Annotated in this window: 20 protein-coding genes; 11 read left to right on the top strand and 9 right to left on the bottom strand. The window is 70.2% G+C overall.

All coding sequences use genetic code 11. The annotated features are described in order from the left end of the window. Positions 1-94 precede the first annotated feature (94 nt). Positions 95-1,984, bottom strand: coding sequence for a BTAD domain-containing putative transcriptional regulator (locus tag ACFYXC_RS32475; RefSeq protein ID WP_389555685.1), 1,890 nt, complete (start codon positions 1,982-1,984; stop codon positions 95-97). 314 nt (positions 1,985-2,298) lie between these two features. On the opposite strand from ACFYXC_RS32475, the gene ACFYXC_RS32470 reads away from it, so the two are divergent. The 3 genes from ACFYXC_RS32470 (at position 2,299) to ACFYXC_RS32460 (ending at position 4,634) form a co-directional block, all read left to right on the top strand. After that, complete coding sequence (locus tag ACFYXC_RS32470; protein ID WP_389555683.1) at positions 2,299-2,742, top strand: XRE family transcriptional regulator; 444 nt, start codon at positions 2,299-2,301, stop codon at positions 2,740-2,742. 61 nt (positions 2,743-2,803) lie between these two features. Beyond that, positions 2,804-3,379 (top strand): ParH-like protein, encoded by a 576-nt coding sequence (locus ACFYXC_RS32465; protein WP_389555681.1) that lies wholly within the window; start codon positions 2,804-2,806, stop codon positions 3,377-3,379. Further along, positions 3,372-4,634, top strand: coding sequence for an MAB_1171c family putative transporter (locus tag ACFYXC_RS32460; protein WP_389555679.1), 1,263 nt, complete (start codon positions 3,372-3,374; stop codon positions 4,632-4,634). The genes ACFYXC_RS32465 and ACFYXC_RS32460 overlap by 8 nt, the downstream gene beginning before the upstream one ends. Positions 4,635-4,985: 351 nt before the next feature. On the opposite strand, the gene ACFYXC_RS32455 is transcribed toward ACFYXC_RS32460, so the two are convergent. From ACFYXC_RS32455 to ACFYXC_RS32430, 6 genes are all read right to left on the bottom strand, one after another. After that, a complete protein-coding gene (locus tag ACFYXC_RS32455; protein ID WP_389555677.1) occupies positions 4,986-6,236 on the bottom strand; it encodes a TIGR02679 family protein in 1,251 nt (416 codons plus the stop codon). After that, positions 6,233-10,390 (bottom strand): TIGR02680 family protein, encoded by a 4,158-nt coding sequence (locus ACFYXC_RS32450; RefSeq protein ID WP_389555675.1) that lies wholly within the window; start codon positions 10,388-10,390, stop codon positions 6,233-6,235. The genes ACFYXC_RS32455 and ACFYXC_RS32450 overlap by 4 nt, the downstream gene beginning before the upstream one ends. Beyond that, entirely contained in the window at positions 10,387-11,733 is a 1,347-nt protein-coding gene (locus ACFYXC_RS32445) for a TIGR02678 family protein (protein WP_389555673.1), read from the bottom strand. The genes ACFYXC_RS32450 and ACFYXC_RS32445 overlap by 4 nt, the downstream gene beginning before the upstream one ends. Further along, positions 11,730-13,262: a TIGR02677 family protein gene (locus tag ACFYXC_RS32440; protein WP_389555818.1), complete on the bottom strand. Its 1,533-nt coding sequence runs from the start codon at positions 13,260-13,262 to the stop codon at positions 11,730-11,732. The genes ACFYXC_RS32445 and ACFYXC_RS32440 overlap by 4 nt, the downstream gene beginning before the upstream one ends. Before the next feature lie 241 nt (positions 13,263-13,503). Next, positions 13,504-13,896: a type II toxin-antitoxin system death-on-curing family toxin gene (locus ACFYXC_RS32435; protein ID WP_389555671.1), complete on the bottom strand. Its 393-nt coding sequence runs from the start codon at positions 13,894-13,896 to the stop codon at positions 13,504-13,506. Then, positions 13,893-14,087, bottom strand: a complete 195-nt coding sequence (locus ACFYXC_RS32430) for a ribbon-helix-helix protein, CopG family (protein WP_037672007.1) — start codon at positions 14,085-14,087, stop codon at positions 13,893-13,895. Before ACFYXC_RS32430 ends, ACFYXC_RS32435 begins: the two co-directional genes overlap by 4 nt. A 243-nt stretch (positions 14,088-14,330) precedes the next feature. On the opposite strand from ACFYXC_RS32430, the gene ACFYXC_RS32425 reads away from it, so the two are divergent. The 7 genes from ACFYXC_RS32425 to ACFYXC_RS32395 all read left to right on the top strand — a co-directional run bounded on the left by ACFYXC_RS32425 (position 14,331) and on the right by ACFYXC_RS32395 (position 20,689). Further along, complete coding sequence (locus tag ACFYXC_RS32425) at positions 14,331-14,909, top strand: squalene/phytoene synthase family protein (RefSeq protein WP_389555669.1); 579 nt, start codon at positions 14,331-14,333, stop codon at positions 14,907-14,909. A gap of 237 nt (positions 14,910-15,146) precedes the next feature. Continuing rightward, positions 15,147-15,809, top strand: coding sequence for an urease subunit gamma (locus tag ACFYXC_RS32420; protein WP_389555667.1), 663 nt, complete (start codon positions 15,147-15,149; stop codon positions 15,807-15,809). Further along, on the top strand, positions 15,793-17,646 hold the full coding sequence (locus tag ACFYXC_RS32415) for an urease subunit alpha (RefSeq protein ID WP_389555665.1): 1,854 nt from the start codon (positions 15,793-15,795) through the stop codon (positions 17,644-17,646). The genes ACFYXC_RS32420 and ACFYXC_RS32415 overlap by 17 nt, the downstream gene beginning before the upstream one ends. Positions 17,647-17,743: 97 nt before the next feature. Beyond that, positions 17,744-18,418: an urease accessory protein UreF gene (locus tag ACFYXC_RS32410; protein ID WP_389555663.1), complete on the top strand. Its 675-nt coding sequence runs from the start codon at positions 17,744-17,746 to the stop codon at positions 18,416-18,418. A gap of 30 nt (positions 18,419-18,448) precedes the next feature. After that, positions 18,449-19,147 carry an urease accessory protein UreG gene (ureG, locus tag ACFYXC_RS32405; protein WP_389555662.1) on the top strand — a complete coding sequence of 233 codons (699 nt, stop codon included), beginning with the start codon at positions 18,449-18,451 and terminating at the stop codon, positions 19,145-19,147. Continuing rightward, complete coding sequence (locus tag ACFYXC_RS32400) at positions 19,144-20,052, top strand: urease accessory protein UreD (RefSeq protein ID WP_389555661.1); 909 nt, start codon at positions 19,144-19,146, stop codon at positions 20,050-20,052. The genes ureG and ACFYXC_RS32400 overlap by 4 nt, the downstream gene beginning before the upstream one ends. 40 nt (positions 20,053-20,092) lie before the next feature. After that, positions 20,093-20,689 carry an isochorismatase family protein gene (locus ACFYXC_RS32395; protein ID WP_389555817.1) on the top strand — a complete coding sequence of 199 codons (597 nt, stop codon included), beginning with the start codon at positions 20,093-20,095 and terminating at the stop codon, positions 20,687-20,689. A gap of 445 nt (positions 20,690-21,134) precedes the next feature. Here ACFYXC_RS32395 and ACFYXC_RS32390 read toward each other — a convergent pair whose 3' ends face one another. Both ACFYXC_RS32390 and ACFYXC_RS32385 read right to left on the bottom strand, forming a co-directional pair. After that, positions 21,135-21,935, bottom strand: coding sequence for a hypothetical protein (locus ACFYXC_RS32390; RefSeq protein ID WP_389555659.1), 801 nt, complete (start codon positions 21,933-21,935; stop codon positions 21,135-21,137). After that, entirely contained in the window at positions 21,932-22,534 is a 603-nt protein-coding gene (locus ACFYXC_RS32385) for an ABC transporter ATP-binding protein (RefSeq protein ID WP_389555815.1), read from the bottom strand. The genes ACFYXC_RS32390 and ACFYXC_RS32385 overlap by 4 nt, the downstream gene beginning before the upstream one ends. A gap of 360 nt (positions 22,535-22,894) precedes the next feature. On the opposite strand from ACFYXC_RS32385, the gene ACFYXC_RS32380 reads away from it, so the two are divergent. Next, on the top strand, positions 22,895-24,124 hold the full coding sequence (locus ACFYXC_RS32380) for a flavin-containing monooxygenase (RefSeq protein ID WP_389555657.1): 1,230 nt from the start codon (positions 22,895-22,897) through the stop codon (positions 24,122-24,124). The last annotated feature ends 977 nt before the right edge of the window (positions 24,125-25,101 follow it).

The following is a 25,101-nucleotide window of genomic DNA, read 5'->3' as shown; positions in this document are numbered from 1 at the left end:
GTGGCTGCGGAGCCCGGCGGAAGGTTCAGGCGGATGTCCGACGGGGGGTCAGGCGGACGTCCGACGGGGGGTCAGGCGGACGTCCGACGGGGGGTCAGGCGGGTATCCGAGTGACCGGCGGCGATTGCAGGGCGGTCTGTTCACGGGCGAACACCCGGATGAGCCGCGGCAGTTCGTACCGTGCGGCATGGGCGGTGATCTCGCTGTCCGGGACGACGAGCACACCGGAGTCCATCAGGGACTCCAGCCGGCGGAGCACCTCGTGCTGTCCGTGGCCGAGCCGGGCGGCCGCCTGGGCGAGGGTGAAGGGGCCTTCGGGGAGGCCGGACAGGTCGCACAGCGCCGAGCGGTCCGCCGGGGACAGGTCCTGCCAGCCGCTCGCCAGCCGTGGCCGTACGTCCATGTCGCCGGCGACCAGTTCGTCGAGCACCGTGCGGCTGTCCGCCAACCGCCGGGCGTACTCGTCCAGCGGCAGGTGGCGTCGTACGGCGAGTTTCAGACCGCACACGCGCACCGCCAGGGGCAGCATCCCGGTGGCGGTGACGATGTGCGCCGCGGCCTCCCGGCCGTCGCCGAGCCGGGCGGGGCCGACGATCCTGCCGAGCAGTTCCAGGCACTCCGCGGTGTCGAACGCCGTCGCCTCCAGCCGGTGCGCCGGGGTCAGGCCGGCCAGCGGGGTCCGCGCGGTGACCAGTACCGCGCTGGCCCCGGTGTCGGGCACGAGCGGTCGCACACACGATTCGTCGGCGCAGCCGTCCAGCACGACCAGGACCTTCCGCCCGGCGAGCCAGCCGCGCCAGGCGGCCGCCGTGCGGTCCGGCTCCGACGCGCTGCCGGTCCGCGCGGTGGACGGCGCGGGCGACCCCACGAGTTCGGCCAGTTCGGCCAGGACCGAAACGGTCGGCCGGGCCCGGCCCGCCGTGTCCCGCATCCGGATCAGCACCCTGCCGTCGGGGAACGCGCCGGCGAGCCGGTGCGCCGCGTGGACCGCCAGCGCGGTCTTGCCGGTCCCGGCCGGCCCGGTCACCACCGCCAGTCGCGGGCCCGCGTCGTCCCGGGCCAAGAGGGCGAGCAGCGTGCGCACCTGCTCCCGGCGGCCGGTGAAGTCGGGCAGGTCGGGCGGCAGCAGGGCGGCAGGGCGCCGGTCCGGACGGGGCACGTGCCGGGTGCCGGCCTGGCCGAACACTCCGCCGGTGGCGCCGCCCCCGCCCGAGAGCATCGACCGGTAGAGCGTCTGGAGCGCCGGACTGGGCTGCAACCCGTATTCGGCGGCGAGGAGTTGGCGCAGACCCTCGTAGGCGGCGAGGGTCTCGGTCTGGCGTCCCTGGTCGAAGAGGGCGTTCATCTGGGCGGCTCTCAGCCGTTCGCGCTCGGGATGCTCCTCGACGAGTTCACCGATGGTCTCGGCCACCTCGTAGGAGTTGCCCAGCCGCAGTTCGGTCTCGGCCCAGCTCTCGTACGCCTGCAGACGGCGGCCGTCGAGCCGGTCGGCCTCGCACCGCAGTGCGGGAGAAACCCGCAGGTCGTGCAGAGCGGGACCGCGCCACAGACCGAGCGCTTCGCGCAGCATGCCGGAAGCCTGGACGAGGTCGTTCTGGTACGTGGCCTCGCGGGCGGCGCGGACCAGGCGCTGGAAACGCAGGGCGTCGAGCTCCTCGTCGTCCGCCCGCAGCAGGTAGCCGCCCGCCTGGTGGACGAGCCGGTCACCGGCGCCGACCGAGTCCAGGAGCCGGCGCAGGGCCGACACGTACACCTGGATGTTCTTCCGGGCCGTCCGGGGCGGCTCGCCGTCCCACAGCGTGTCGGTCAGCAGGTCGAGGGGGACGGGTGTGCGGGGGCGGCACAGCAGCATGGCCAGGAGCAGCCGCTGTTTGAGCGGTCCGAGCGCGAGGGGGAGGACGTGTCCGCCGGCCGCGTCCGCCGCGTGTGCGGACAACGGTCCGAGGACGGAGAACCGCAAGCCGGTGCACGGTGGTTCGCCCATATCCGGTCCACCCTTCGGTCATGAGCTGAGATGAATGCATCAAGACGCTGACATATACCAGATGCTCTGGTCATGGGTAAACGGTAAGTATGCGCCACGCTCCCTACAGTGATCACTCAGCGAAGATCATGCTCAACTGTCGCCGAATAAACGGCAGTTGTCGCGCGTGTGTCGCCACGGTTTCCCGGTCCGTCTTCACCTTCGGTCCGTTCGTCGTCTGTCCGTCGTCTGTCCGTCGACGAAGGTCGTCAGCTAGGATGAACGACGCGTACGGTCGGTCCACCCGGGCGGCACGGAAGGGCGGAAGGCACGTGATGGACGAGAGCGGATCCGCGTCGACACCGTCGGATTCGATGCTGGCGGACCGCATCGACGCGCTGTTCCGGGTCGTGCGGCGGCCCAACCGCGAGCAGTACAGCCACGAGGAGGTCGCCCGTGCGTGCCGTGAGGCGACGGGCGAGAGTTTCTCCGCCACCTACCTGTGGCAACTGCGGACGGGGCGGCGCGGCAATCCCACCAAGCGCCACCTCGAAGCCCTCGCCAAGTTCTTCGACGTACCCGTCGTCTACTTCTTCGACGACGAGCAGGGCGACGTCATCGCGAAACAGCTGGAACTGCTCGACGCACTGCGCGACGCCGAGGTGCGCAGCGTGGCGCTGCGCGCGGTCAACCTCTCACCCGAGGGCATGGGCACGATCAGCGACATGATCGACGTCATCGCCCGCCGCGAGAAGGACGCCGGCGGCGCCGGACCGTAACCGGCGAGGGTGCTCAGGAGCGGTGGACTCGCGAGTTCCGGCGGCGACGAGAGGACGGCGTGTGCGTAGTGACCGGCGAGGGCGGCAGCGGCGGCGGTGTCGGCGCATCGTCGACAGACTCGACCTGCCCAGCCCCTTCGACGCGGCCGACTTCATCGGTGCGCTCGCGCGGCTGCGCGGCCGGCCCATCGAACTGATACCGGTCCGTTCCGAGACGGACATCCCGTGCGGAGTGCTGATCACCACCGACCGCGCCGACTACATCGTCTACGCCGCCGACACCACGCCGCTGCACCAGCAGCACATCCTGCTGCACGAGGCGGCACACGTCATCTGCGGCCACTACGAGACGGCGCCCGCCTCGTCGGCCGCCGCCCGGGTCCTGCTGCCCGACTTACCCCCGGCACTGGTCCGACGCGTCCTCAGCCGCAGCGTGTACACCGAACCGCAGGAGCAGGAAGCCGAACTGGTCGCCTCGCTCATCCTGACCCGCGCGGCGCACCTCGCCCGTACGGGACCCACCGGGCCCGAGTGGCCGCGGCTGCGCACCCTGTTCGGAGGGGCCGGGAACCAGGAGCCCACCGGCTCCCCCGACACCCCTGACACCCCCGCCGGCCCGGACGGCGCCGATGGCTGACCTGGGGAGTCTCGTCGCCGCCACCCTCTTCCTGTCCTTCGCCCTCTACCGTGCGCTGATCATCTGGCGGGGCTCCGACCCCGCCCAGCGGTACATCGCCGGTTTCGCCGCGTGCATGGGGGCCGCGATGCTCTTCAGGGCCCCCGTCGTGATGTCCGCCCTGCGGGACCTGGCCCCGCTGGACACCGTCGTCATGCTGATCACCCACGAACTCAAGAGCTTCGCGCACGTCCTGCTGCTGCTGGTGGGGCTGTCGCTCAGGCCCGCCGGCCCCGACCACAGGGCGCAGGGGCGGCAGATCCGGCTCGCGGTGGTGGTCCTGGTGGCCGAAGCCGCCGTCCTGCTCATGGCGGGCGTCAGGGCCGAGAGCGGACTGGCGACCGCCCCGCCGGACCGCCGGTGGTTCCTCGCCGTGTACAACGTGCTCTTCGCCGCGTACGGCACCTGGTGCCTGCTCGTCCTGACCCGTGAACTCGTCCGGCAGACGCGGCAGGTGGCCGCCGGACCGATGCGGACGGGACTGCGGCTGATGACCTTCGCCGCGCTCCTCGGCATCGTGTGGACCCTGTGGGTGCTGACGTACGTGCCCATGAACCTGACCCAGGGACTCCACACGGCCAGCGAGGACGTGGTGTGCAGCGTGCTGGGCGCCGTCACCGCCGCCCTCGCCACCGGCGGGGCCACCGCGACCTGGTGGGCGCGTGCGTCCGGCGGGCCCCTCGCCGCGCCCGGCCGCTGGCTGTCCGCGTACCGCACGCACCGGGCACTGGAGCCGCTGTGGTCGGCGCTGCGCACCGAACTGCCGCAGATAGCGCTCGATCCCGCCGCCCCGCGCCGTCCGGTGCTGTGGCGGGCGGAGTTCGACCTCTACCGGCGGGTCATAGAGATCCGCGACGGGCACCTGGCCCTGCGCCCGTACTTCCCCGCCGACGCCACCGGCCGGGCGGCGCTCACCGGGACCGACGGAACGGCCACCGCTTCCGTCGGCCCCGGTGAGCGGTCGGCGGAAGTCCGCGCGGTCATGGAGGCCGCCACGATCGCCGCCGCCCTGGAGGGCAAACGGGCCGGACGGACCCCGGCCGGCGTGCACCCCGCCGGCCCCGTGTCGCAGCAGATAGCCGGCACCGTCGCCGCCGAGGTGGCATGGCTCCTGCTGGTCACGGCCGCCTTCGTGTCCTCCCCGGAGGTCGCGGCGGCCCGCATCCGGGCCCGCACGGACACCACCGGCCTCAAGAACGACCCACGACCACGATGACCACGACCCGACCACCGGTCACGGCGGTCCCCCGTGACACCGGAGGACGCCGACGGGGCACGAGGGCTATCAGAACGAGCGCCAAATGAACGTCACGGCGTCATTCCGGCGCCGAGACATCGCCGGTAACGCCCACACCGCCCATAACGCACACACGCAAAACCGCAGCTCAGGCCCCCTTCGCCACCGGCTCCAAGATCGCCACGCACTCCACATGATGCGTCATCGAGAAGATGTCGGCCTGAGCAGGATGTGGAAAAGACCAGGTGAGAGCAGCCTTCTCAGCTCGCCGAGGAGCGTGAGGACGCCCAGAGCGTCAAATGAGCGTCACGACCGGCCGGATCAGCTCACTCAACCAGCCGCTTCGATCAGGTCCGCCAAGAGGGCGTCGGCCACCAGTTCCTCGACCACGGCGGTGCCATGTTCGGCCATGGCACGGGTCAGCTCTGGATCCCAGGGAGCTTCGGTGAGGCGGCCCGGCTCAGGTCCGTGCGGTGTGCGGGCGACTGCGGCCCGGTAGTCCGTCGCCGACATGCGCCAGGGGCGGGCCGGCGTCTTGTCCAGGAGGTAGGCGGCGATGCGGATGCCTTCGCCGTCGAAGTCGCCGTGGTAGCGGAGGACGGCGCCGTGGTCTGCGAGAAGGCGGAGGAGGTGGATGACCGCGCTGTTGGGCCAGCCGGATGTGCACACAAGCGGAGGGCAGTCCGGGCCGAAGCGGCGTACGGCCAGAGCCAGGATGCTGGGGTTCTCGACGGCGTGGACGACGGGTGCGGGATCCAGGGCGAGGGTGAACTCGCCCGGGGCCCGCAACTGGGCGAGCGTCAGGCTGGCGGCCTGACCGGCCTGGGCACAAGCCCGGGTCACACGAGCGAGCGGACCTTCACCGACCGGGCGTAGTCCACCGACGAGGACGGTGGCCGACAGGTCGTCGTCGGCAATGCCCGCGCGAGTCCACAAGGCGCGCCGGTCCGCCGCGGACTCGGGCGCAGCGGTGTCATGGAGGGTCGCCAGGGCACGGAGGACAAGGGTGGACAGGCGGGTGCCGTCGTCGAGCGCGTGGGAATCGCCCTTCAGGATCCGGGCAGCGAAGACGGGCAGGGGCTCGGCCTGAGCCGGGCATTCGGCGAGTACGGTCAACGCGTCCGCGAGCAGAGTGCGGGTCAGTTCCGGTGATCCACCGACCAGGCCGGCAGCTCGGCACGACGCGGTCCATTCGGCGAGCGCGGGCTGGGCCCGCACGGTGGCGTGATCGTCCAACCATGCCCACAGCTCGGCGCGTTCGGTTTCTTCGCGGCGGCGGTCGGACGCGCGGTCCCCGAGGGGGCCCACAAGTTCGGTGACGGTTTCACGGACCGTGCGGCCGGACAGTTCGGTGACGGCCTCCTCCAGGCGCGACAGAGCGACGAAGGGGCGCGGATCCGGCAGACGATCCAGGCCGAGAAGGTCGGCAAGCGCCTCGCGCTGAGCTTCGTCGAGCGGTCCGAGGCGCACCCGTGTGACGGGGCGGCCGGAGGACAGCCGGCTGTGGACCGTCTGCCAGAGCGGGCGGAGTTCGGGACGGCTCAGGGTGCGTTCGCCCTGGGCCGCTTCCGTGTGGGTCATCCTGCCTCCAGATCGGTGCCGTTCCAGACGAAGCGAGCGCTGGTGACAGCGTCGTCGTCCCCGTCGATGAGGAGTTGGTGGACAGCGATGCCGGGTAGTTCGCCGTAGGTGCACCACTCGTGGTCGGAGGTGACCATGAGATCAAGGTCGAGTGCGGTGAGCAGGGCGAAGACCTGTCCGCGGTTGACTGCGTCCACTCCGACGAAGACCTCGTCGAGCAGGATGGGTCGTGGTGCCAGTGGCACGGCCTCGTAGTGGGCGGCGACTGCGGCGAACAGTGGCAGGTGCAGGGCGATGGCCTTCTCCCCACCGGAGAGTGCGCCGTGCAGCTTCTTGGTCAGCGGCTGCCAGCCGTTTCCGTTCGCCCGATCGAGGCGCACGGTGAATCGGTGCCAGGCGGTGTAGTCGAGCACCTCGCCGAGCTGCTCCTCCCAGCTCGCGGCCGTGTCGCTGCTCTTGGCCTCCTCGATACGGGCTCGGAAGAAGCGGTGCAGGGCCTCCCGGTCGCTCTCGTTGACCCGGCCGGGGTCCTTGAGCAGCAGCTGACGGGCGGTGCGGGTGCCTTCAGGGAGATCCGGACGGACGTCCCAGACGAGCTGGACGGCGACGTTGGAGGCGGTTCGGACCCGCTCCAGATGCCCGTTCATACGATGGACGAGTTCGCCGGCCTGTCGGATGCGGGCGGCGAGGTGACGGCGGATGTCGCCGGTGAGGATCTGGTCGAAGAGACTCCGCTCGGCGGTGGTGATGTCGTCACGACTGCGGTCGCGCTCCTGGGTGAGCGTGGCGAGCAGGCCCGTTGCCCCCACCCGCATGCCGTCCAGAGTGGCGGTGAACAGCTGGATGTCGTCGTCGGGCTCCAGATCCAGGTCGGCACGGGCGCCGAGGCACTGGCGTGCTCCATGGACCGCTTCGGAAAGGCGGGTCGCGGCATCACCCAGGTTGCGTGGGGCGTACGGGATGCCTGGCCACCTCGCTGCTGTGGCACGGGCGGCCTCCAGGGTGGCCTTCGTGCCGTCTGCGGCGTCGAGTTCCGGTGTGATGCCCGCATCCTCCGCGAGTCCCACCAGGCACAGATGCCGGAACCGGTGCGCCGCGCGGTCACGGTCGGCGACGGCTCGCTCCCGCCGTGCGGCATCCTGGCCGCTGGTTGCCCGCAGACCTCCGATACGGCCTTCGAGGCTCAGGAGGAGCTCGGCCGCCCGGCGGGTCTCCTCACGGCAGCGCCGCAGTTCGGCACGCGCCTCGGCGACGCGCGCGACGATCTGCCGGTAGTCCTCGCCGACGGTGGCCTCCACCGCCTCCAAGCGTGCCTTGAGTCCCGCCGCCTCGGTCTCGGCGGCGGCGGCGTTCTCGGACTGCTCTTCGGCGGCTCGGCGTGAGCGGTCTGCCTGCGCGGTGATCTGACGGTCCCTGTCGGCGGCAGCGGTCGCGGTGAGGCGGGCATCCACCCAGCCGTCACTGGTGTCCCTGAACCTGTCGATGTCGGAGGACAGCTCATGCAACCGGTCGCGGTCGGTGGGCAGTCCGTGTTCAGCCGCCCGACGGTCGAGCGTGCGCAGAGCGCCTGTCACCTTGGTCTCGCACCGGGACAGATGGGCGGCCGCGTCGCGCACGGCATCGTCTCTGGCAGCCACCTTCTCCTCGGCTCGGTCCCAGTCACGCCGACGGGAGTCCAGTTCCTGGTGGTCGGGACGGGCCTCGCGGTCTGCGTCCAGCCGGGCGCGGCGGGCGCCGAGGCCCCGCAGTTGGTCGTCGAGCGCGGCCATGGAGGCGTTCGTCTCGCTGATGTGCTCGGTCAGTTCACCGATCCTGTGCTGCCGGGCCCGTTGTCGAGCGAGGGTACCGATGTATGCGGGTTCCGGCTTGCTCCACGTTCCGGTGGCGAGCGCGAGACGCCAGGCACCGTCGGCTGAGACGGCCGCGGGGTGACCGCCGGGCAGTGAGGTGCCGTACGCGACACCGGCGAGGATGCGGATGACGGTGTCGGCCGGGACGGGAATGTCGTCCTCGGCTTTCAGCACCTCCAGCAGGCTGGTCCCCGGGGCGGTCTGGGCCAGGGCGGCCTCGGCCCGGGTGTCGTGCCCCGGCAGGGCGATTCCGTCATAGGGGCTGACCCAGGCGTCCAGGAGGCCCGATGCCTCCAGTGCCGCCTCCACCGCGGCCTGCACGGGGAGCGGAACACCCTCGTGGAAGGCGACCAGTCGCCATAGGGGTGCGCCCGCCGTCACCGTGCGGACGGCGGTGCGGGTGGGAGGGGGCGAAGGCGGCAGGTCGGTCTCGACGCTCAGCCGTCGGACTTCGTCCTCAAGTCGGCGCCGCTCGTCCTGCAGTTTCAGACGTGCGGCTCGCGCGGTGGCTTCCGCTGTGGCGATCTCTTGTTCCAGCGGGCGTGCCGCGGCATCGACCAGCGCCGTGACCTCGGCCTCGGTCGCGGCTCTGGCCGCCAGTTCCCCGGCGTCGGCGATGTGCAGTTCCGCGCAGTCTTCGGCCCAGGCGAACAGCCGTTCCTCGTGTACAACAAGGGCACCGTCCCAGGCTTGGGACGCCTCGTCCCGTCGGGCGATCGCCTCCGCGAGCCGGCTGCGGGCATCCTCCAGCAGACCCTCGGCCACACCCCGGTCGCGTACCGCGCGATCGTGCTCGTCCATCGCCTCGGTGACAAGGACGACCTGCTGGTGTCGGGCGGTGACCGCTCCCCGCAGCAGCCGGCGGGCCTGTCGTGCCCCGTCCTTGCCCGCCGTGGGTGTACCGGCCGAGCCCAGGGGCCGACGGTCACCGGTCCCGTGCCATGGGCTGTCTGCGAAGTTTCTTACGGAATCCCTGTCGAGGAGCGTCTTCACCTCATGATGAATCGAATCCATACCCGCCGCTCGAGCCGACCGGCGTGCTTCCTCGGCGGCTTCGCGCGCGTGCTCGTCGAAGGTGCGGGCCTGCGCCGCCGCCTCGTCGGCGTACCTCTGGTCATCCTCGGCGCTGATCTGCGTGGCCTGTGCGGTGGCACGCTGTCGCCCGGCGACGGCTGCCGCTTCTTCCGCACGACGGCGCAGCCGGTCGAGTTCCTCGCCCTGCTTGTACGCGTCACTCTCACGCAGTCCTTCGACGGTCTCCTCCAGGGCGTGCGCGCGCAGTTCCTCTTCCTCGCGCCTGGCCTGAGCCGACTCCCTTTCCGTCAGCGCCTGTTCGAGTTCTGCGGCGCTCTGGCGGGCGGCGCGGGTGAGGTCGTCCATCTCCGTGGTCGCCGAGATCAGCGCGGCCGAGCCGGCACGCAGGACCCGTCGTGCGTAGGCGCGCTGCAGGGATGCGACGGTCTCGGCCGCTGTCACCTCGTCGTCGAGCTGTTTGAGGTGTTCACGCTGACGGTCCAGTCGCTCGAAGCCTTCGGCGAGTTCAGCGATCTCGCCTTCGCCCAAGGGGGGAAGGGCGCGCGACAACAGGGTGGAGAGCAGGGACGGATCGAGCCGTTCGGACAGTTTGGGCTGACGCAGCTGAAGCAGGGCGGACAAGAGCGACTCATAACGCTGCTCCCCCATGCCGGCGAACAACTCACGTCGTACGACCGTGCGGTAGTCGGTGGCCGAGGCATGGACGTCGCCACGGTCGCGCAGGGCCTCGATCAGCGCCGCGCGTGTCAGCGGCTGTCCCGCCTCGTTGACAAGGAACACGCCGGCAGGGTGGGCGATCCTGGAGCCGGTGGTGAAGTAGTCGGCATGTACCCCGCTGGTGTGCACGCTCGCCTGCAGACGCGCACCACAGCCGAACCACCGCTCGGCGCCGTCCTCGCCGACGCGGCAGAACTCCATCCACACGTACCCGACACGGGTCTTGCCGGAGGCGCCTTCACCGAGCAGGTTCCAGTGCATGGTGCGTTCCGAACCGCCGAACGTGGAGAGGCGGTTGGGGCGCAGACTGGCATCGAAGAGGAAGGGCAGCAGAAGCTCCAGGGCCTTGGACTTGCCCGAACCGTTCTGGCCGCGGAGCAGCAGGCGGCCCTGGTGGAAGGTGAAGGTCTCGTCGTAGTAGCGCCAGACGTTGAGGATGCCCGCGCGATGCGGCTGCCAGCGGCTGCGGGCCGCATCCACCGCCGTCGCCGCTGCCGCGTGCGATTCGGCGGACTCGGGCCGCCGCGGAACCGGAAGCTCGGTCACACTCACTGCTGCTCCTCTTCTGCCTCAACGCCACTGGAAACCACGGCGCCCGACTTCTCGCGCCGGCTCACATCCCGCCCCGACCCGCGCTCGTCATCCGGATCCGGACTCGTCGTCTCCGTGAGCCGATAGCGGTAGGCGGCCGGGCAGGCGACGACACGTCCTCCAGCCGCGCGGACGAGTCCGACATCACGCAGGACGCGTACCGCGTCGTCGGAGAGCCGCACCGCGCCGTCCTCGGACTGATACGCCTTGGCCCAGCGCGGGAAGCGGCGCAGCAGACCCGCTCCGGCCTCGGCGAGTTGTTCGGGCAGCATTCCGGCGGGTGTGGCGCAGAGCGGCTCCAGAAGGAGCAGTGCGGCGACCCTGGCGGTGGAGGTGTCGTCGGGGAAGCGGACATCGGTGGCGATCCCGTCCGGGTCCACGAGCAGGAAGCCCTCCGCGCGTTCCTCCAGGAGGAAGCCGGCCTGTTCGACCGAGCGACGCATGATCTGTCGTCCGGTCAGGGACAAGACGTAGGCCAGCTCGTCCTCGGTGAGGTCCGTCCGGTGCAGCACGGGGTCGTCGAAGAGGCGACGCAGCACGGAGTGGCGCAGCCGCAGATTGCGTTGTGCGTCGGTGGCGGCGCTCTCGCCGGGTGGGTCGTCGGTCGTCCCGTCGACGACCGCGCCGCCGTAGCGGCGCTCCCGTACCAGGCCGGTGAGGAGTTCGCCGAACCGCGCGGGCACCTCGTCCGGGGGCACGGCGAGCCGGGAGGCGCCGACGGGCGCGGCGGGCAACCGCATCAGCAGGGTGGTGTCCACGCGGTAGAGGACCTTGGCCTCCGCGGACTCGACGTACGCATCGGTCGCGCCGTCCACCGCGCGCAGGACGTCGTACGACTCCAGCAGCTTGAGTACGTCGACGAACGCCATCCGCTCCGGTTTGCGGACCGGGTCGAACGCGGCCAGTGCCCGGTCGGCCGCTGTGGCCTGCACGACACGGTCGGCGAGCATGCCGATGGTCGTCATCGGCATCGACAGCAGTTCGGCCGCGGTCACGCACAGCAGCACGTACCGCAGGCGGTCGAACGGAGCCCGGCCAGAACGCGCCCTGCGAGCCGGGCGGGAGCCGTCCGGGTCGGCGCGCACCTTGGTGAGGCGGGCGTAACCGCGGCGGGGCTCCACCACCAGGCTCCAGCCGCAGGTGTAGTCGAACCACTGGGCCAGCGGCTCGCGACGGCGTCGTACCAGTTCGAAGCCGGCCGGGTCAGCGGTCTCGGTGAGCAGGGGTCGGGCCAGGAGGAGCCGGATGGCACGGGCGATCTCCTCCCTTTCCACGGCCGCCAGTTGGTTGGCGAGGTTACTCATCCCGCAGCCTCCTGCGGCGCGGCACGCAGGGCCGAGGAGGCGCTCGCTCCACCCGCCGCCGTGATGTGGACGACGTAGTCCGGTCCGGTCAGTGAGCCCTTCGCCGTGTGCAGTACGGCGGTGCGCCCATCGGAAGGCGGCGCCAGGGTGATCTCCACTCGGCCGTCTCCCGTCGTGGCGCGCCTCAAGCCGCTCGCGTCCGGCCGGGCGGCCAGGGCGCGGCCGAACAGGTCGAGCAAACGGTCGAAGACGGCGCGATCCAACGTGCCGAAGGAGGACAGCCGAACAGGTCCGTCTGTCTCCAGCGCCTGCCAGGCGAGGGCGAGTTCCGCCCGCTCCGCACGAGCCCGCTCGGCACGCTCCGCTCTGACGGCCGCAACGTCCCGCACCTTGGCCGTGCGAGTGAACCGCTCCGTCCGTCCGCTGGTCCGCAGCAGCGCCGAAACCTCCACCGGTGGGGCCTCGGACCAGGAACGGGACGACGGGATCAGCTCGGGGTCGGAGTGGGCCAGATGAGCGTGGCGGGCAGAACCGAGTCCGAAGGCCGCCGACCACAGCCGGTGCAGGTCCTCTTCCACAGGGGCCGCCGCGAACCAGCGTGCCAGTTCCCGGAAGTCCTGCACGGCGCTGGAGGAGCGCCGCCGCGACTCGTTGATCCGTTCCAGAACCTGCAAGAGTGAGACGATGGCCCGCCGGGCGATGTCGTGCAGTTGCTCGATCCGGGGCCGTGCACCGTCGTCCGCCAGGAACCACGCGCGCAGGCCCGTCCAGCGAGCCCGCCTGCTCTCCAGCCAGCCGGCCGCGGGATCCTCACCGGCCATCGGCGGCAGCTCAGCCCCGCGCAGGGCCCGCTCACGCAGTACGGCGGTCCCCCGCTCCTCCACCCGGGCCAGGGCAGCGGCGACCGCCTGCCCACGCCGGTCGAGGTTGACCAGGAACTCCTGCAGATACGTGACCGTGGCCGCCTTCACCTCGCGGAACACCTCCAGATCCGCGCCCTCGGCGCGCAGAAGGCGCTGCAGTTCACCGTTGAACGCCTTGGTGTTCTCCATCAGAGCGTCCAGATGCCCTTCCAGCTCCCGCAGGGTGCTGAAGATCCGCCGATCAGCCGACGCGGGTTCGGCGGAGAGCAGGCACAGTTCGTCGAGCCGGTCGGCGATCGCCTCCAGTACGGCCGTCTGCAGCGCGCCCGTGGAGGCGAGAACCTCAAGTGCGTGCCGCAGGCCGGCGAGAGCGGCCTCGCCACGGCGGGTCAGCGAATACTGCAGGTTGCGCCGTTCGTATTCCTCGGCCGTGCGGTAGTTCTCCGCATGGTTGTGCACCACGTCCAGGAGTTCCCACTGCACGAGCTTCCTGAGTGCCTCATGCAGATCCTCGTCCTCGATCGCCGCCACCCAGCCGATTCCACGCAGCCGCTCCCGCACCGCGTCGAGCCCCAGCGCTGTCTCCAGGTGTTCACCGGCCACGCCGAAGACGTCCAGTACCGCCCCGTACAGATCGGACCTCTCCACCGTCGCGAACCGGAACATCTCCGGTGGCACCCTGCGCACGCCTGTCGTTCCTCCCCGCTGTCCTGATGGCATCCGGATCCCCACCGTAGAGGGCGGCGCCGACATTCAGGGGCGAGTCACGGAACAGTGGTTTCAACCGGCGACAATCGGGCGGTGCCATGGCCCGATGCCCTCTCGGACCCGACGGCGAAGGCGGCGCTGCTTACGGAACCTGATTCCGTCCCGTACCTCACGACGTCGAACGTCAGGAAGTCGAACGTCAGGAAATGGGGAACCAGGCCGACAGCCGCTTGTCAATGGCCGGTACATCGATGTCATCCTGCGCCACGTCCTCGACGAACGGGCCGGCAATGGAAACGGGGGGCGGGAGGGTGCTGGCGCTGACGCCGTTGAACCGTAGGAAGACGCGCATGGCCAGCCAGGCGGTGCGCTTGTTGCCGTCGATCAGCGCGTGATTGCGGGCGACGGAGTGCAACAGCGCTGCGGCCTTCTCGTGCAGCGTGGGATACAGCTCGGTTCCGAACACGTTCGTCCGGGGTCGCTCGATCGCCGACACCAGAAGCCCCATGTCACGCACGCTGTGTTCGGTACCGTTGACCGTGCGGGCGATGGCCAGGATCTCGTCGAGCTGGATGTAGCGCACGTCCGTCACTTCAGGTAGTCCAGGATCTCCGCATCGCTGTCCATGAGTTCGGCCAGGACGTCATCAACCTTCAGCTCGGCCCGGTTCTGGGCGTCGCGGATGGCCTCGATGGCAAGTTCCTGCTTGCTGCGGCCCTCCCGGCGAGCCCGCTCGGTGAGCTTCGCGTCAAGGTCGTCGGGGAGTCGGAGTGTCATCGCCATACAAGGATGATACCGGGCTGGTATCTAGGTGGCGAGGTGATACCAGCCACCCAAGACCTCGGACCACGGCGTAGCCCTTGTGGCTCGGTCGAGCTGCACTCTCGGTTCCCAGGTGCGTACGAGGCAATAGCACGCACCGCCGCCGGCGAGGCGCAGCCGGCCCCGAACCGGAGCCCTAGTCCTGCCTGCACACCTCTGCATGTGAGCGAGGGAAGCCCGTGCGCTTGTGGCGGCGGTGTCTGGATGCGGCAGGAGTGGAAGGGCGGCGGCTGCGAGCCGACTACGGTCACGTGGCGCGGTTCCTCATACGTAGTGATCCGGCGGCCTACGCGGCTGCTCGGGTTCTGGCGCCGGCGGCATCCCCAGCCGCATCTGCTCGTCGGCTTCGCGTTCGCTTCCTTCACCGACGATGTGTGTGATTCGGGCGCCCTTGAGGAGCGCCGGCGACGCTTCGAGCGGTGGGTGGGCCTGGTGCGGACGGGGTTGGACACCGGCCGGGTGAGGCACCCGCTGCTCCGGGCTTTCCTGCACACCTCCGCAGAGCGTGGCCTGCCGCGGCGATGGGTCGAGTCCTATCTGGAGAGTACGCAGATCGATCTGGGCTTCCCCGGCTTCGTCGACGAATCCGACTACCAGGCATACATCGATCAGCTCACCTGGCCGTTCACCATGCTCACCACCGGCCTGGTGCAGCCAGGTGGTGGTGACGAGCAGTTCGCCCGTTCCTGCCGGCTGCCCGCCGACGCGTGCCAGCGCCGATTTCTTCGCCGACCTGGCGGAGGATCCGCCGGGGGGGGAAACCTCTACCTGCCAAGACAGTGAGGGCTTGCTCACGGGATCAGCCGATGCCTCTCCGCCCCGCACGCGGGTGTTGCGCCCCGCATGCTCCCTTTGACCCCGGTTCACTCCATCCGGGCCGACCAGACCGTTTCACTGTCCATGGGTTCCCTCCCTCTTTCAGGATCGGTCTACGACAGGCGCGACCGGTGGCATCCCTTTGTTCCGCTTTGTGATGCCTGCCGCGCGGGCGCAGCGACGGGCAGGAGAAGGGGGACCGGAGTGCATCTGACTCCGCATGAGCAGGAACGTCTGTTGATCCACGTGGCGGCCGATGTCGCCCAGCGGCGGCGTGAACGCGGTCTGCTGTTGAACTATCCCGAGGTCATGGCGCTGTTGACGGCGCACGTCTATGAGGAGGCACGGGCCGGGGCAACGGTTGATGCGGTGATGGAGTCCGGGCGCCGTGTGCTGCAGCGCAGCGAGGTCATGGACGGCGTGCCGGAGATGATCGACAACGTCCAGGTCGAGGCGACGTTCCCGGACGGCACGAAGCTGGTGACCATCCACGATCCGTTCGATGAGGCGTCCACCAAGGTGGACATTCATCCCGGCAAGCCGGAACTGCTGCCGGACGAGGACGAACACCGGGTGGTCTTCAACGAAGGCACGACGCCCGTGCCGCTGGTGGTGCGCAACCCCAAGGACCGTCCGATCCAGGTGGGCTCCCACTTTCACTTCGCCGAGGCCAACGAGGGACTCAAGTTCCGCCGTGAGGCCGCCCACGGAATGCGGCTGCACATTCCTTCCGGTACATCCGAACGGTTCGAGCCCGGCGACAAGCGCACCGTGATGCTGGTGCCGATCGCCGGTGAGCGGATCGTCCACGGGCTGCAGGCCGACAAGAGCGAAGAGGAGAAGCACCTCGATGCCGGACAGGACTGAGAAGAACAAGGCCAAGAAGGACAAGCCCTGGGACCCACTGCTGCGTTCCCGCTACGCCGACCTGTACGGGCCGACCGCCGGCGACCGGGTCCGGCTCGCCGACACCAATCTCGTCCTGCGCATCGACGCCGACTGGTGCGGCGGCCCGGGGATCAGCGGGGACGAGATGGTCTTCGGCGGCGGCAAGGTGATCCGCGAGTCGATGGGCCAGTCGCACATCCCCCGCGACGACCCCCGCGAACCGGTGGACACCGTGATCACCGGCGCTCTGATCCTGGACCACTGGGGCGTGGTCAAGGCCGACGTCGGGCTGCGCGACGGCCGCATCCGGGCCATCGGCAAGGCGTACAACCCCGAGACCATGACGCCGCCGGCCAGCCGCGACCCGCGCGCGTCGGCCTTCGTCGTGGGGCCCGAGACAGAGGTGATCTCCGGCAAGGGCCGCATTCTGACCGCGGGCGGCGTGGATACCCATGTGCACTTCCTGTGCCCGGAGCAAATCCACGAGGCGGTCCCCTCGGGAGTGACGACGCTGATCGGCGGGGGCACCGGGCCCGCCGAGGGCAGCACGGCCACGACCGTTACACCAGGCAAGTGGCACATCCAGCGCATGTTCGAGGCGCTCGACGCCTTCCCGGTCAACATCGGCCTGCTCGCCAAGGGCAGCACCGTCTCCGAGAAGGCGCTGCACGACCAGGTCGCGGCCGGCGCCCTCGGCTTCAAGATCCACGAGGACTGGGGCGCGACGCCGGCCGTGATCGACGCGGCGCTGAACGTGTGCGAGGAGACCGGGGTCCAGGTCGCCCTGCACGCCGACTCCCTGAACGAGTCCGGCTTCGTGCACCACACCTTCGCCGCAACCAAGAAGGACCGCAGGACGAAGGACGCCACGTACAGGAGCCTGCACATCTTCCACATCGAGGGCGCCGGCGGCGGCCACGCCCCCGACATGATCAGCCTCGCGAGCAAGCCGAACGTGCTGCCCGCGTCGACGAATCCCACCCGGCCCTTCACGGTCAACACCGTCAAGGAGCACGTCGACATGATGATCGTGTGCCACCACCTCAACCCGGAGGTCGAGGCGGACATGAAGTTCGCCGACTCCCGGATCCGGCCCTCCACCATGGCCGCCGAGGACCTGCTGCACGACATGGGCGCCATCTCGATGATGTCCTCCGACGCCCAGGCCATGGGCCGCATCGGCGAGATGATCATGAGGACCTGGCAGACGGCGCACGTCATGAAGTCCCGCTACGGCCACCTGCGCGAGGACGACGCGCGCGCGGACAACTTCCGTGCCCGCCGCTACGTCGCCAAGTACACGATCAACCCGGCCATCACCCACGGCATCGACCACGAGGTCGGCTCCGTCGAAACCGGCAAACTCGCCGACCTGGTGCTGTGGGAACCGAAGTTCTTCGGCGTCAAGCCGCACATGGTCATCAAGGGCGGCCAGATCTCCTACGCCCAGATCGGCGACGCCAACGCCTCCATCCCCACCCCGCAGCCCTACCTCCCGCGCCCCGTCTGGGGCTTCAAGGGCCGCGCTCCGGCGGCCAACTCCTTCAACTTCGTGGCCGAGGCAGCCCTGGACGGCGAACTCTCCCGGATCGGGCTGCTCAAGCCCCTGCGCCCGATCCGCTCCACCCGGGAGGTCACCAAGGCCGACATGGTCCACAACAACGGCGTCCCGAAGATCGACATCGACCCCGACACCTTCGACGTCACCATCGGCGGCGCCACCACCTCCGACGTCCGCACCACGGTCGACGGGCAGGAAGTCGGACGCAACTACGCCACCGAACTGCCCCTGGCACAGCGGTACTTCCTCTTCTGACCACCACAGCTTCTGATTCCGACCACCACGGCCGGGGCCGGTCAGGCCCGCGTGACCGATTCCGGCACCTCCTCGCGAAAGGCGGTCCCGTCACCCCATGAGCCGCACTGCCCTACTCGTCCTGGCCGACGGCCGTTTCCCCGCCGGCGGGCACGCCCACTCGGGCGGAATGGAGGCCGCCGTCGCTTCCGGCCGGGTCCACGACACCGCGAGCCTGGAGGCGTTCTGCCGGGGCCGGCTGCATACCGCCGGACTGGTCGCCGCCGGCCTCGCCGCAGCCGCCGCCGACGGCTACGACGCCCTCGCCCTGGACGAGGCCGCCAACACCCGCGCCCCCGTAGCGGCGCTGCGCCGCATCGCACGCCGTCTGGGCCGGCAACTGATGCGCGCGGCCCGGGCCACCTGGCCCAGCACCGACCTCGACCACCTCGCCCGACACCGGCCCCAGGGCGCCCACCAGCCGGTCGTGCTCGGCGTCACCGCCCGCGCCGCCGGACTCGCCCCGCTCGACGCCGCCCGGGCCGCCGCCTACGAGAGCGTCGGCGGCCCGGCGACCGCCGCGGTACGCCTGCTGAGCCTGGACCCACTCGACGCCACCGCCGTCCTGGCACGGCTCGCCGGCGAACTCGACACCGTCGCGGACGCCGCGGACGCCGCGGCGCGCCGCGTCACCGCCGAGGGCGTCGGCGTCCTGCCCGCCGCCTCCGCTCCCCTGCTGGACATCACCAGCGAGCAGCACGCCGCCTGGACCGTCCGGCTCTTCGCCTCCTGACCAGCCCCGACCGACGCATGGAGCCTCCTCGTGCACCTCGACCACCCCGTGACGATGCCGCACCGCCACACCCACAGCGTCGAACCGCTGCTCGCTGACGGCGGCCGCCGCGCCCTGCGCATCGGCTTCGGCGGGCCCGTCGGCTCGGGCAAGACCGCAACCGTGGCCGCCCTGTGCCGCGCCCTGCGCGACCGGCTGTCCATCGCCGTCGTCACCAACGACATCTACACCCAGGAGGACGCGGCCTTCCTGCGCCGTGAGGCCGTGCTGCCACCGGAGCGCATCACCGCCGTGGAGACCGGAGCCTGCCCGCACACCGCCATCCGCGACGACATCTCCGCCAACCTCGAAGCCGTCGAGCAGCTCGAAGGGGACCTGGGCCCGCTCGACCTGATCCTCATCGAGTCCGGAGGAGACAACCTCACCGCGACCTTCTCCCGCGGGCTCGTCGACAGCCAGGTCTTCGTCATCGACGTGGCCAGCGGTGACGACATCCCCCGCAAGGGCGGCCCCGGCATCACCACCGCCGACCTCCTCGTGGTCAACAAGACCGACCTGGCACCGTATGTGGGAGCCGACCTGGACACCATGAGGGCCGACACCCGCCGGCAGCGGGGGGACCTGCCGTACGCCTTCACCAGCCTCACCACCCCCGACGGCATCCAACCAATCGCCGACTGGGTCACCAGCTGCCTCGCCACCTGGCACTCCACCGGATCCACCCGGTGAACCTCACCACCGCGAAGACGCAGGCCGTGATTCCGGCGCCGGCCGACGAACCGCTGCGGGCCGACGGTGGCCCCCACGGTCGGCACTCCACCGAATCCGCCCCGGCGGACCCGTCCGGCGTCACCGCGACCGCCCGGATCCGGGCCGCCCACAACGGCCGCACCACGACGGTTCCGCTCCTGCACAGCGACGGTCCTTTCCACCTGCGCCGGCTACGGGCCCGCGGAGAGCAGGCACGTGTCTGTGTACTCGGCGCGATGAGCGCACCACTCGGCGGAGACCGGCTCGCCCTCGACATCACCGCCGGGACACGGGCCCGACTGGAGGTGACCACGGCCGCCGCCACCATCGCCCTGCGAGGCCCCACCACCATCCCCGCTACGTATGACGTACGGATCAGGGTGGACGACGACGCGACCCTGCACTGGCTGCCCGAACCCTTGATCAGTACCCGGGGCAGCACCCTGCACCAGACGTTCACCGTCGACCTCGCCCCCACCTCCCGTCTGGTCATGCGGGAGGAACAACTCCTGGGCCGCTCGGGCGAGGTGCCGGGCCACCTCACCACCCGCCTGGCCGTACGCCGCGGCGGACGACCGCTCCTCGACCAGCAGTCCGCCTACGGCTACCCGGCGCCGGCGTGGGACGGCCCGGCCGTCCTCGGATCCCACCGGGCGACGGGGCAGCTCCTCCTGGTCGATCCTGGGCTGGGCACGCCCCAGGAGCCGCATGTCATCGGCGACGACCCGGCCGAGGGACACGCGGTACTGACCCCTCTCGCCGACCCGAAGGCCCTCATCGCCACCGCCGTCGCCCCGACACCGGCCCAGCTGCGCCACCTCCTCGACACCGCCCTCGCCTACGCCTACGAGACGCCGAGGCCAGATGCCGACGGCGAGCAGTAGATCCATGAACGACGTGAACGCCGAACCGGAGGACAGGAACATGGGACGAGCACTGATCGTGGTGGACGTGCAGAACGACTTCTGCGAAGGCGGCAGTGTTCCCGTGGCAGGCGGCGCCCTGGTCGCCGTCAAAGTCCGCGACCTGGCCGGACGCGCGGCAGAAGCCGGGTATCAGTACGTCGTGGCGACCCGGGACCACCACATCGACCCAGGAGACCATTTCTCCGACACCCCCGACTTCAAGACCTCCTGGCCCGTGCACTGCGTGGCCGGCACGCAAGGCTCCGACTTCCACCCGGACTTCCTCCCCGCCGTCCACGCCGGAGCCCTTGACGCTGTCTTCTACAAGGGTGCCTACGAGGCCGCCTACAGCGGTTTCGAAGGCGCCGACGAGGAAGGGAGGGGATTGACCGCGTGGCTGCGCGAGCACGGCGTCACCACCGTGGACGTCGTCGGTATCGCCACCGACCACTGCGTGAAGGCCACCGCCCTGGACGCCGCCGCAGCAGGATTCACCACCCGAGTCCTGCTGGGCCTGACCGCCGGCGTACACCACGACACGATCCAGCAGGCTCGCGACGAACTCAGCCAGGTTGGCGTGGAACTGTCCGGCACGCCCGTGGTCGCGGAGGCTTAGAACCTCCCAGTGAGTGGAACACACGGATCTGCCGCACGATCGGGTGACATCTCAACTGACTTGCTCTGTGAGGCGGGCAGGGCCAGCCACCGTCACCGTTGTGGTGGTCGGCGAAACAGTCGCCGATGCGCACCATCAGATCGCGGTGCGGGGGGAGAGGCACCATCCCGCCCCGGCTCTTTGCCGACCGTCGTGTTACCGCCGCCGCGGCCACGCCGACCTGGATGTTCCGCCCTCCTCGATCGTCTTGAGGCCAGAGGCCGGCAGGTCGAAGCGACGGGACGGGTTCATGTGCCGGGCGTGAGGGCTGGGCCGGGGCTGCGGTGTGGCGGGTCATGAGGCGGCACATCTCCTGGGTGGTGTTGACCTCGGCACCGTCAACCTGAGGTCCTGGCGCCATCGCGCGGAACCTGCCACCGATCAGGGGGCCTGGAGGAAGACTCCCTCACCGTGATCGCCCTGTCCGGACTCTTGTTCTGCGGGACCACGAGGCGCGGGAAGGGCGGTGGGTGTGGAGGACGAGCAGCGCCAGGGCACCGGTCGCTGCGGACCAGGTGAGGGAGAGCAGACTGTGGGACCAGGCACTCTGCGAGGTGAGGGCTGAGCTCAGCGCCAGCTGGTTCACGCCGTACAGAGGAAGCGCGGACACCCCTGCCACATCCATGAGCGTGTTGAAGACGGGATTCTGCAGGCCGGTGTCGACCAGGCTGAACATGATGATGAAGAAGAAGCCCTCCAGCTCGCCGCGGACCAGAGAGCCGAGCAGGAGGCCGATGCCGCCGTATACGAGGCCGGCGCCCGCGAGGGCCAGCGCCAGGGGTACTGCGTGGCGTACGGGCAGGGAGATCCACAGCAGGATCGTCGTGTAGAGGGCCAGCAGCGCGGCAGTGAGGGCGACGGCGGCAAGCTTCGCCAGCAGCATCGGCAGCCGGGGGTAGCCGGCCAGCAGCAGACGGCGGTCCACCTCCCGCGATTGGAAGGTCTCGGTGAAGGCGATGAAGCCGGCGACCATGGTGATGGCGCCCAGCGCGCTGGCCACCTGGCCCGCCTGGCTGGCCGGGGCGAAGACCGGGGTGCTGATGGCGTCCAGCCGGATACGCACCACTTGGTCGGAGGTGCACAAACGCGCCACGAAAATCCAGATGGGAATGAACGCGACCGCCAGAACCAGGGCCAGCCGGTTGCGCAGGTGGCCCCGAAGGGTGCAGCGCAGCAGTTCGGTGAATGCCGTCCAGGAAAGCCTCAACGGTTCGACTCCTCGAAGTGCAGACGCCCCTGGCGCAGATGAGCGATCGCATCGAAGTGGTGCAGGTCGTGCAGCAGGTGCGAAACCACGATGATCGACCGGCCCTGATCACGCAGATCGGCGGCCAGGGCCCAGAACCGCTGATGGGTGTCCCAGTCGAAGCCCTGGTAGGGCTCGTCCAGGACCAGCAACTGCGGATCGTGCATGAGAGCGATTAGCAGGTTCAGCTTCTGTCGCGTTCCGCCACTGAGCTCGCCGACCTGCTGGCGACGGCAACCGGTCAGCGCCAGCAGCTCCATCAGCTCGCCGGCGCGCTCCAGGGTCGGCAGCCGGTAGGCCATCTTGAACAACCGCAGATGCTGTCCGACGGTGAACGCGTCGTTGAGCACCGCCCGTTGCGGGCAGTACCCGACCGCTCCGGTCCGTGTCACCGTTCCACGATCGGGCGCAAGGTTTCCTACGGCGATCTGCAGCAGAGTGCTTTTGCCCGCGCCGTTCTCGCCGACGACTCCCACCAACGTCCCGGCAGGCACGTCGAGATCCACATCGCGCAGGATCTGCCTGTCGCCGTACGCCTTGCAGACTCCGCTGATCCGCAGCCGTGGCCGGTGGGGCGTCGTTACTGCCTGCACATGAGCCCCTCGAATGACCGGACAGGTGGAGCGAGCCGACCCGGAGCCCGCCGCAGAGGCCGAGGCCGCGCAGGCTCATGTCCCCTGGCCTGCCCGGCTCATGAACGCTCATCCGCGCGCGGCCCGGACAGCCCGGACGGTCCGGCCCTCGGCGGACCGATCCGCCGCGCGAGGCGGCGCGCTGCTGCCCGGTGTCCAACGAGTCCGTACCGCTGGTGTAACGGCAGCCCTCCGCTGTTCCGTTGAGCAGCCGACATCACGACTTGACAGGCTCGGCACCTCCCCGTCGAGCGTGACCCGCTCCGCGGTCCGCCGTTGTAGGAGGCGATGCCCTCGACACCGCAGCAAAACCTCAGCCCTCCCACGATCGTGATCGGAGCGGGCCCTCACGGCCTGGCGGCCGCCGCAGTACTGCGCCGCTCCGGGGTGCCGACCGTGATCCTGGAACGATCGGCCCGGGTGGGAGCGAGCTGGGCGCAGCGCTACGACCATCTACGCCTGCACACCACTCCCGGCACCTCCAGCCTCCCCGGCCTGCCGGTGCCGCGCCAAGCAGGCCCGTGGGTGAGCCGGGACGACTATGTGCGATACCTGGAGAGCTACGTCGCCCATCACCGACTCGACGTCCGGGTGACCACCCTGGTGCAGCGCATCGAACGGGCCGAGCCGGGTTCAGGAGCACAGTGGCTGGTTCACACCCACGACGGCCCAATGACCGCTGATGCGGTCGTGGTGGCCACCGGCCGCTGCCACACCCCGAACGTCCCGCACTGGACGGGGCGTTCGACCTTCACCGGCACGCTGCTCCACTCGGCCCACTACCTCTCCCCGGCCCCCTACCGCGGGCAGCACGTCCTGGTGGTCGGCGCCGGTAACAGCGGTACCGAGATCGCCGGCGTCCTCGCCGGGGAGGGAGCCGAACGGGTGCGGATCGCAGTCCGTACCCCACCCAACATCCTTCCCCGCTCCAGTGCCCGATGGCACGCGGTCGGCCGGCTGACGGAGATCCTCCCGCTCACGTGGCGCGACCGCACCTCCCTGCTCACGCAACGTCTCGCGGTGCCCGACCTGACCTCCCGCGGACTGCCGCGGCCCCGCACGGGCCTGTACACCCGCAATGCCCGCGAAGGAGTCAACCCGGTGCTCGACCATGGTTTCGTGGACGCCGTCCGGTCCGGGCGGGTCGAGCCGGTCGCGGCCGTCCAGGCGTTCGACGGCCCCGACGTGTTACTGGCCGACGGCACCCGCCTGCGACCCGACACGGTCATCGCCGCCACCGGGTACCAGCCCAACCTGCGCAACCTGGTCGGGTCCCTGGGCGTACTCGACGAGGACGGGCAACCCCTCGCCGTAGGGGCACTGACCCATCCCGAAGCCGCGCGCCTGTACTTCACCGGATACACCAATCCACTCACGGGTGTCCTTCGTCAGGCCGGCATCGAAGCGCGCGCCATCGCGCGCGCGTTACGGCGCGAGGCGGTGCGAGTCCCCCTTCCCTCCACCCGCGTGGGCGACCGCACGACCGGCACACTCCGCAGAGGGCACGCTTCCAGCTGACGGGGCCCCGGGAGCTCGGACCTTCAGCGGCGTCCCCCGCAGGGCGAGTGGATGGCATCGCGCCTACGACGACACAGTCCCTGTCCCCCCAGGCCGACGACCAGGACCCGGCGGCCGGTGGATCGCGCCCATACCGTGCAGCGGGTGGAGGCCGTCCCGGCGCATGGAAGGGCACCACGTGCGGCGTCATCGAAAGCTGTCACCTTGAGCGGGTCACGGAAAAGTCCAGGTCAGAGCTAGTTTCTGAGCTCGCCGTCCTGCGTGTGAGTGCCTGGAGCGTCAAACGAGCGTCACGGTCGACAAGTAGGGACGTCCCCAGGGCGGGGTGAACGGCGGTGCGTTCGGCGACGAAGCCAGCGTCCGTAAAGGCCGGAAAATGCATGGCGCTGGGGCGCATCAACTCCAGCCACGCCTCTCGCCGATGGCCGCGTCGGCGAACGCACCGACTCCGACCAGCCTGCCAACAAGGCAGAACGGCGGCGAGCACGGCACTGCACAGGTCCATCGCCGCCTCACCCGTACCTGCCCGGCCAGCAGGAGAGGACCATCGGTGTGTGGCATGCGGATGGTGATCGTCTTCAGCAGCCCGCACATCGCAACGACATCGTCGCCTTCTTCGGTGTCGGCTGTTCGACGTAGCTGCTCCAGGAAGCGCGGCTACGTTCCTGACGCTGAGAGACCATCCCACTTGGCGAGTCTGCGGTAGCAGAAGAGGGTGCAGGCGATGCTGGTGAAGGCCAGGAAGTGGTCGCCGCCGGCGGAGCAGGTGGGCACGACAGCGGCGCGCCCGGGTTCCGGCCGCGCCGCTGTCGAGCTGTGGTCAGCCCTCGGAGGAGCCCCCGGGTCAGTGGAGCTTGTTGACGGCGGTCTTCGTCGTGGTGCGGAAGGCGGTCAGCGGGGCGTCCTCGAGGTCGCCCATCTGGCCCCAGCGGACGAGGGTGACGGTGCGGCCGTCGCGGCCGACGGAGAACAGGTGG

Source organism: Streptomyces sp. NPDC002701 (genome assembly GCF_042889045.1).
Classification (GTDB): domain Bacteria; phylum Actinomycetota; class Actinomycetes; order Streptomycetales; family Streptomycetaceae; genus Streptomyces.
This window is presented reverse-complemented; position numbering and strand designations above follow the sequence as displayed.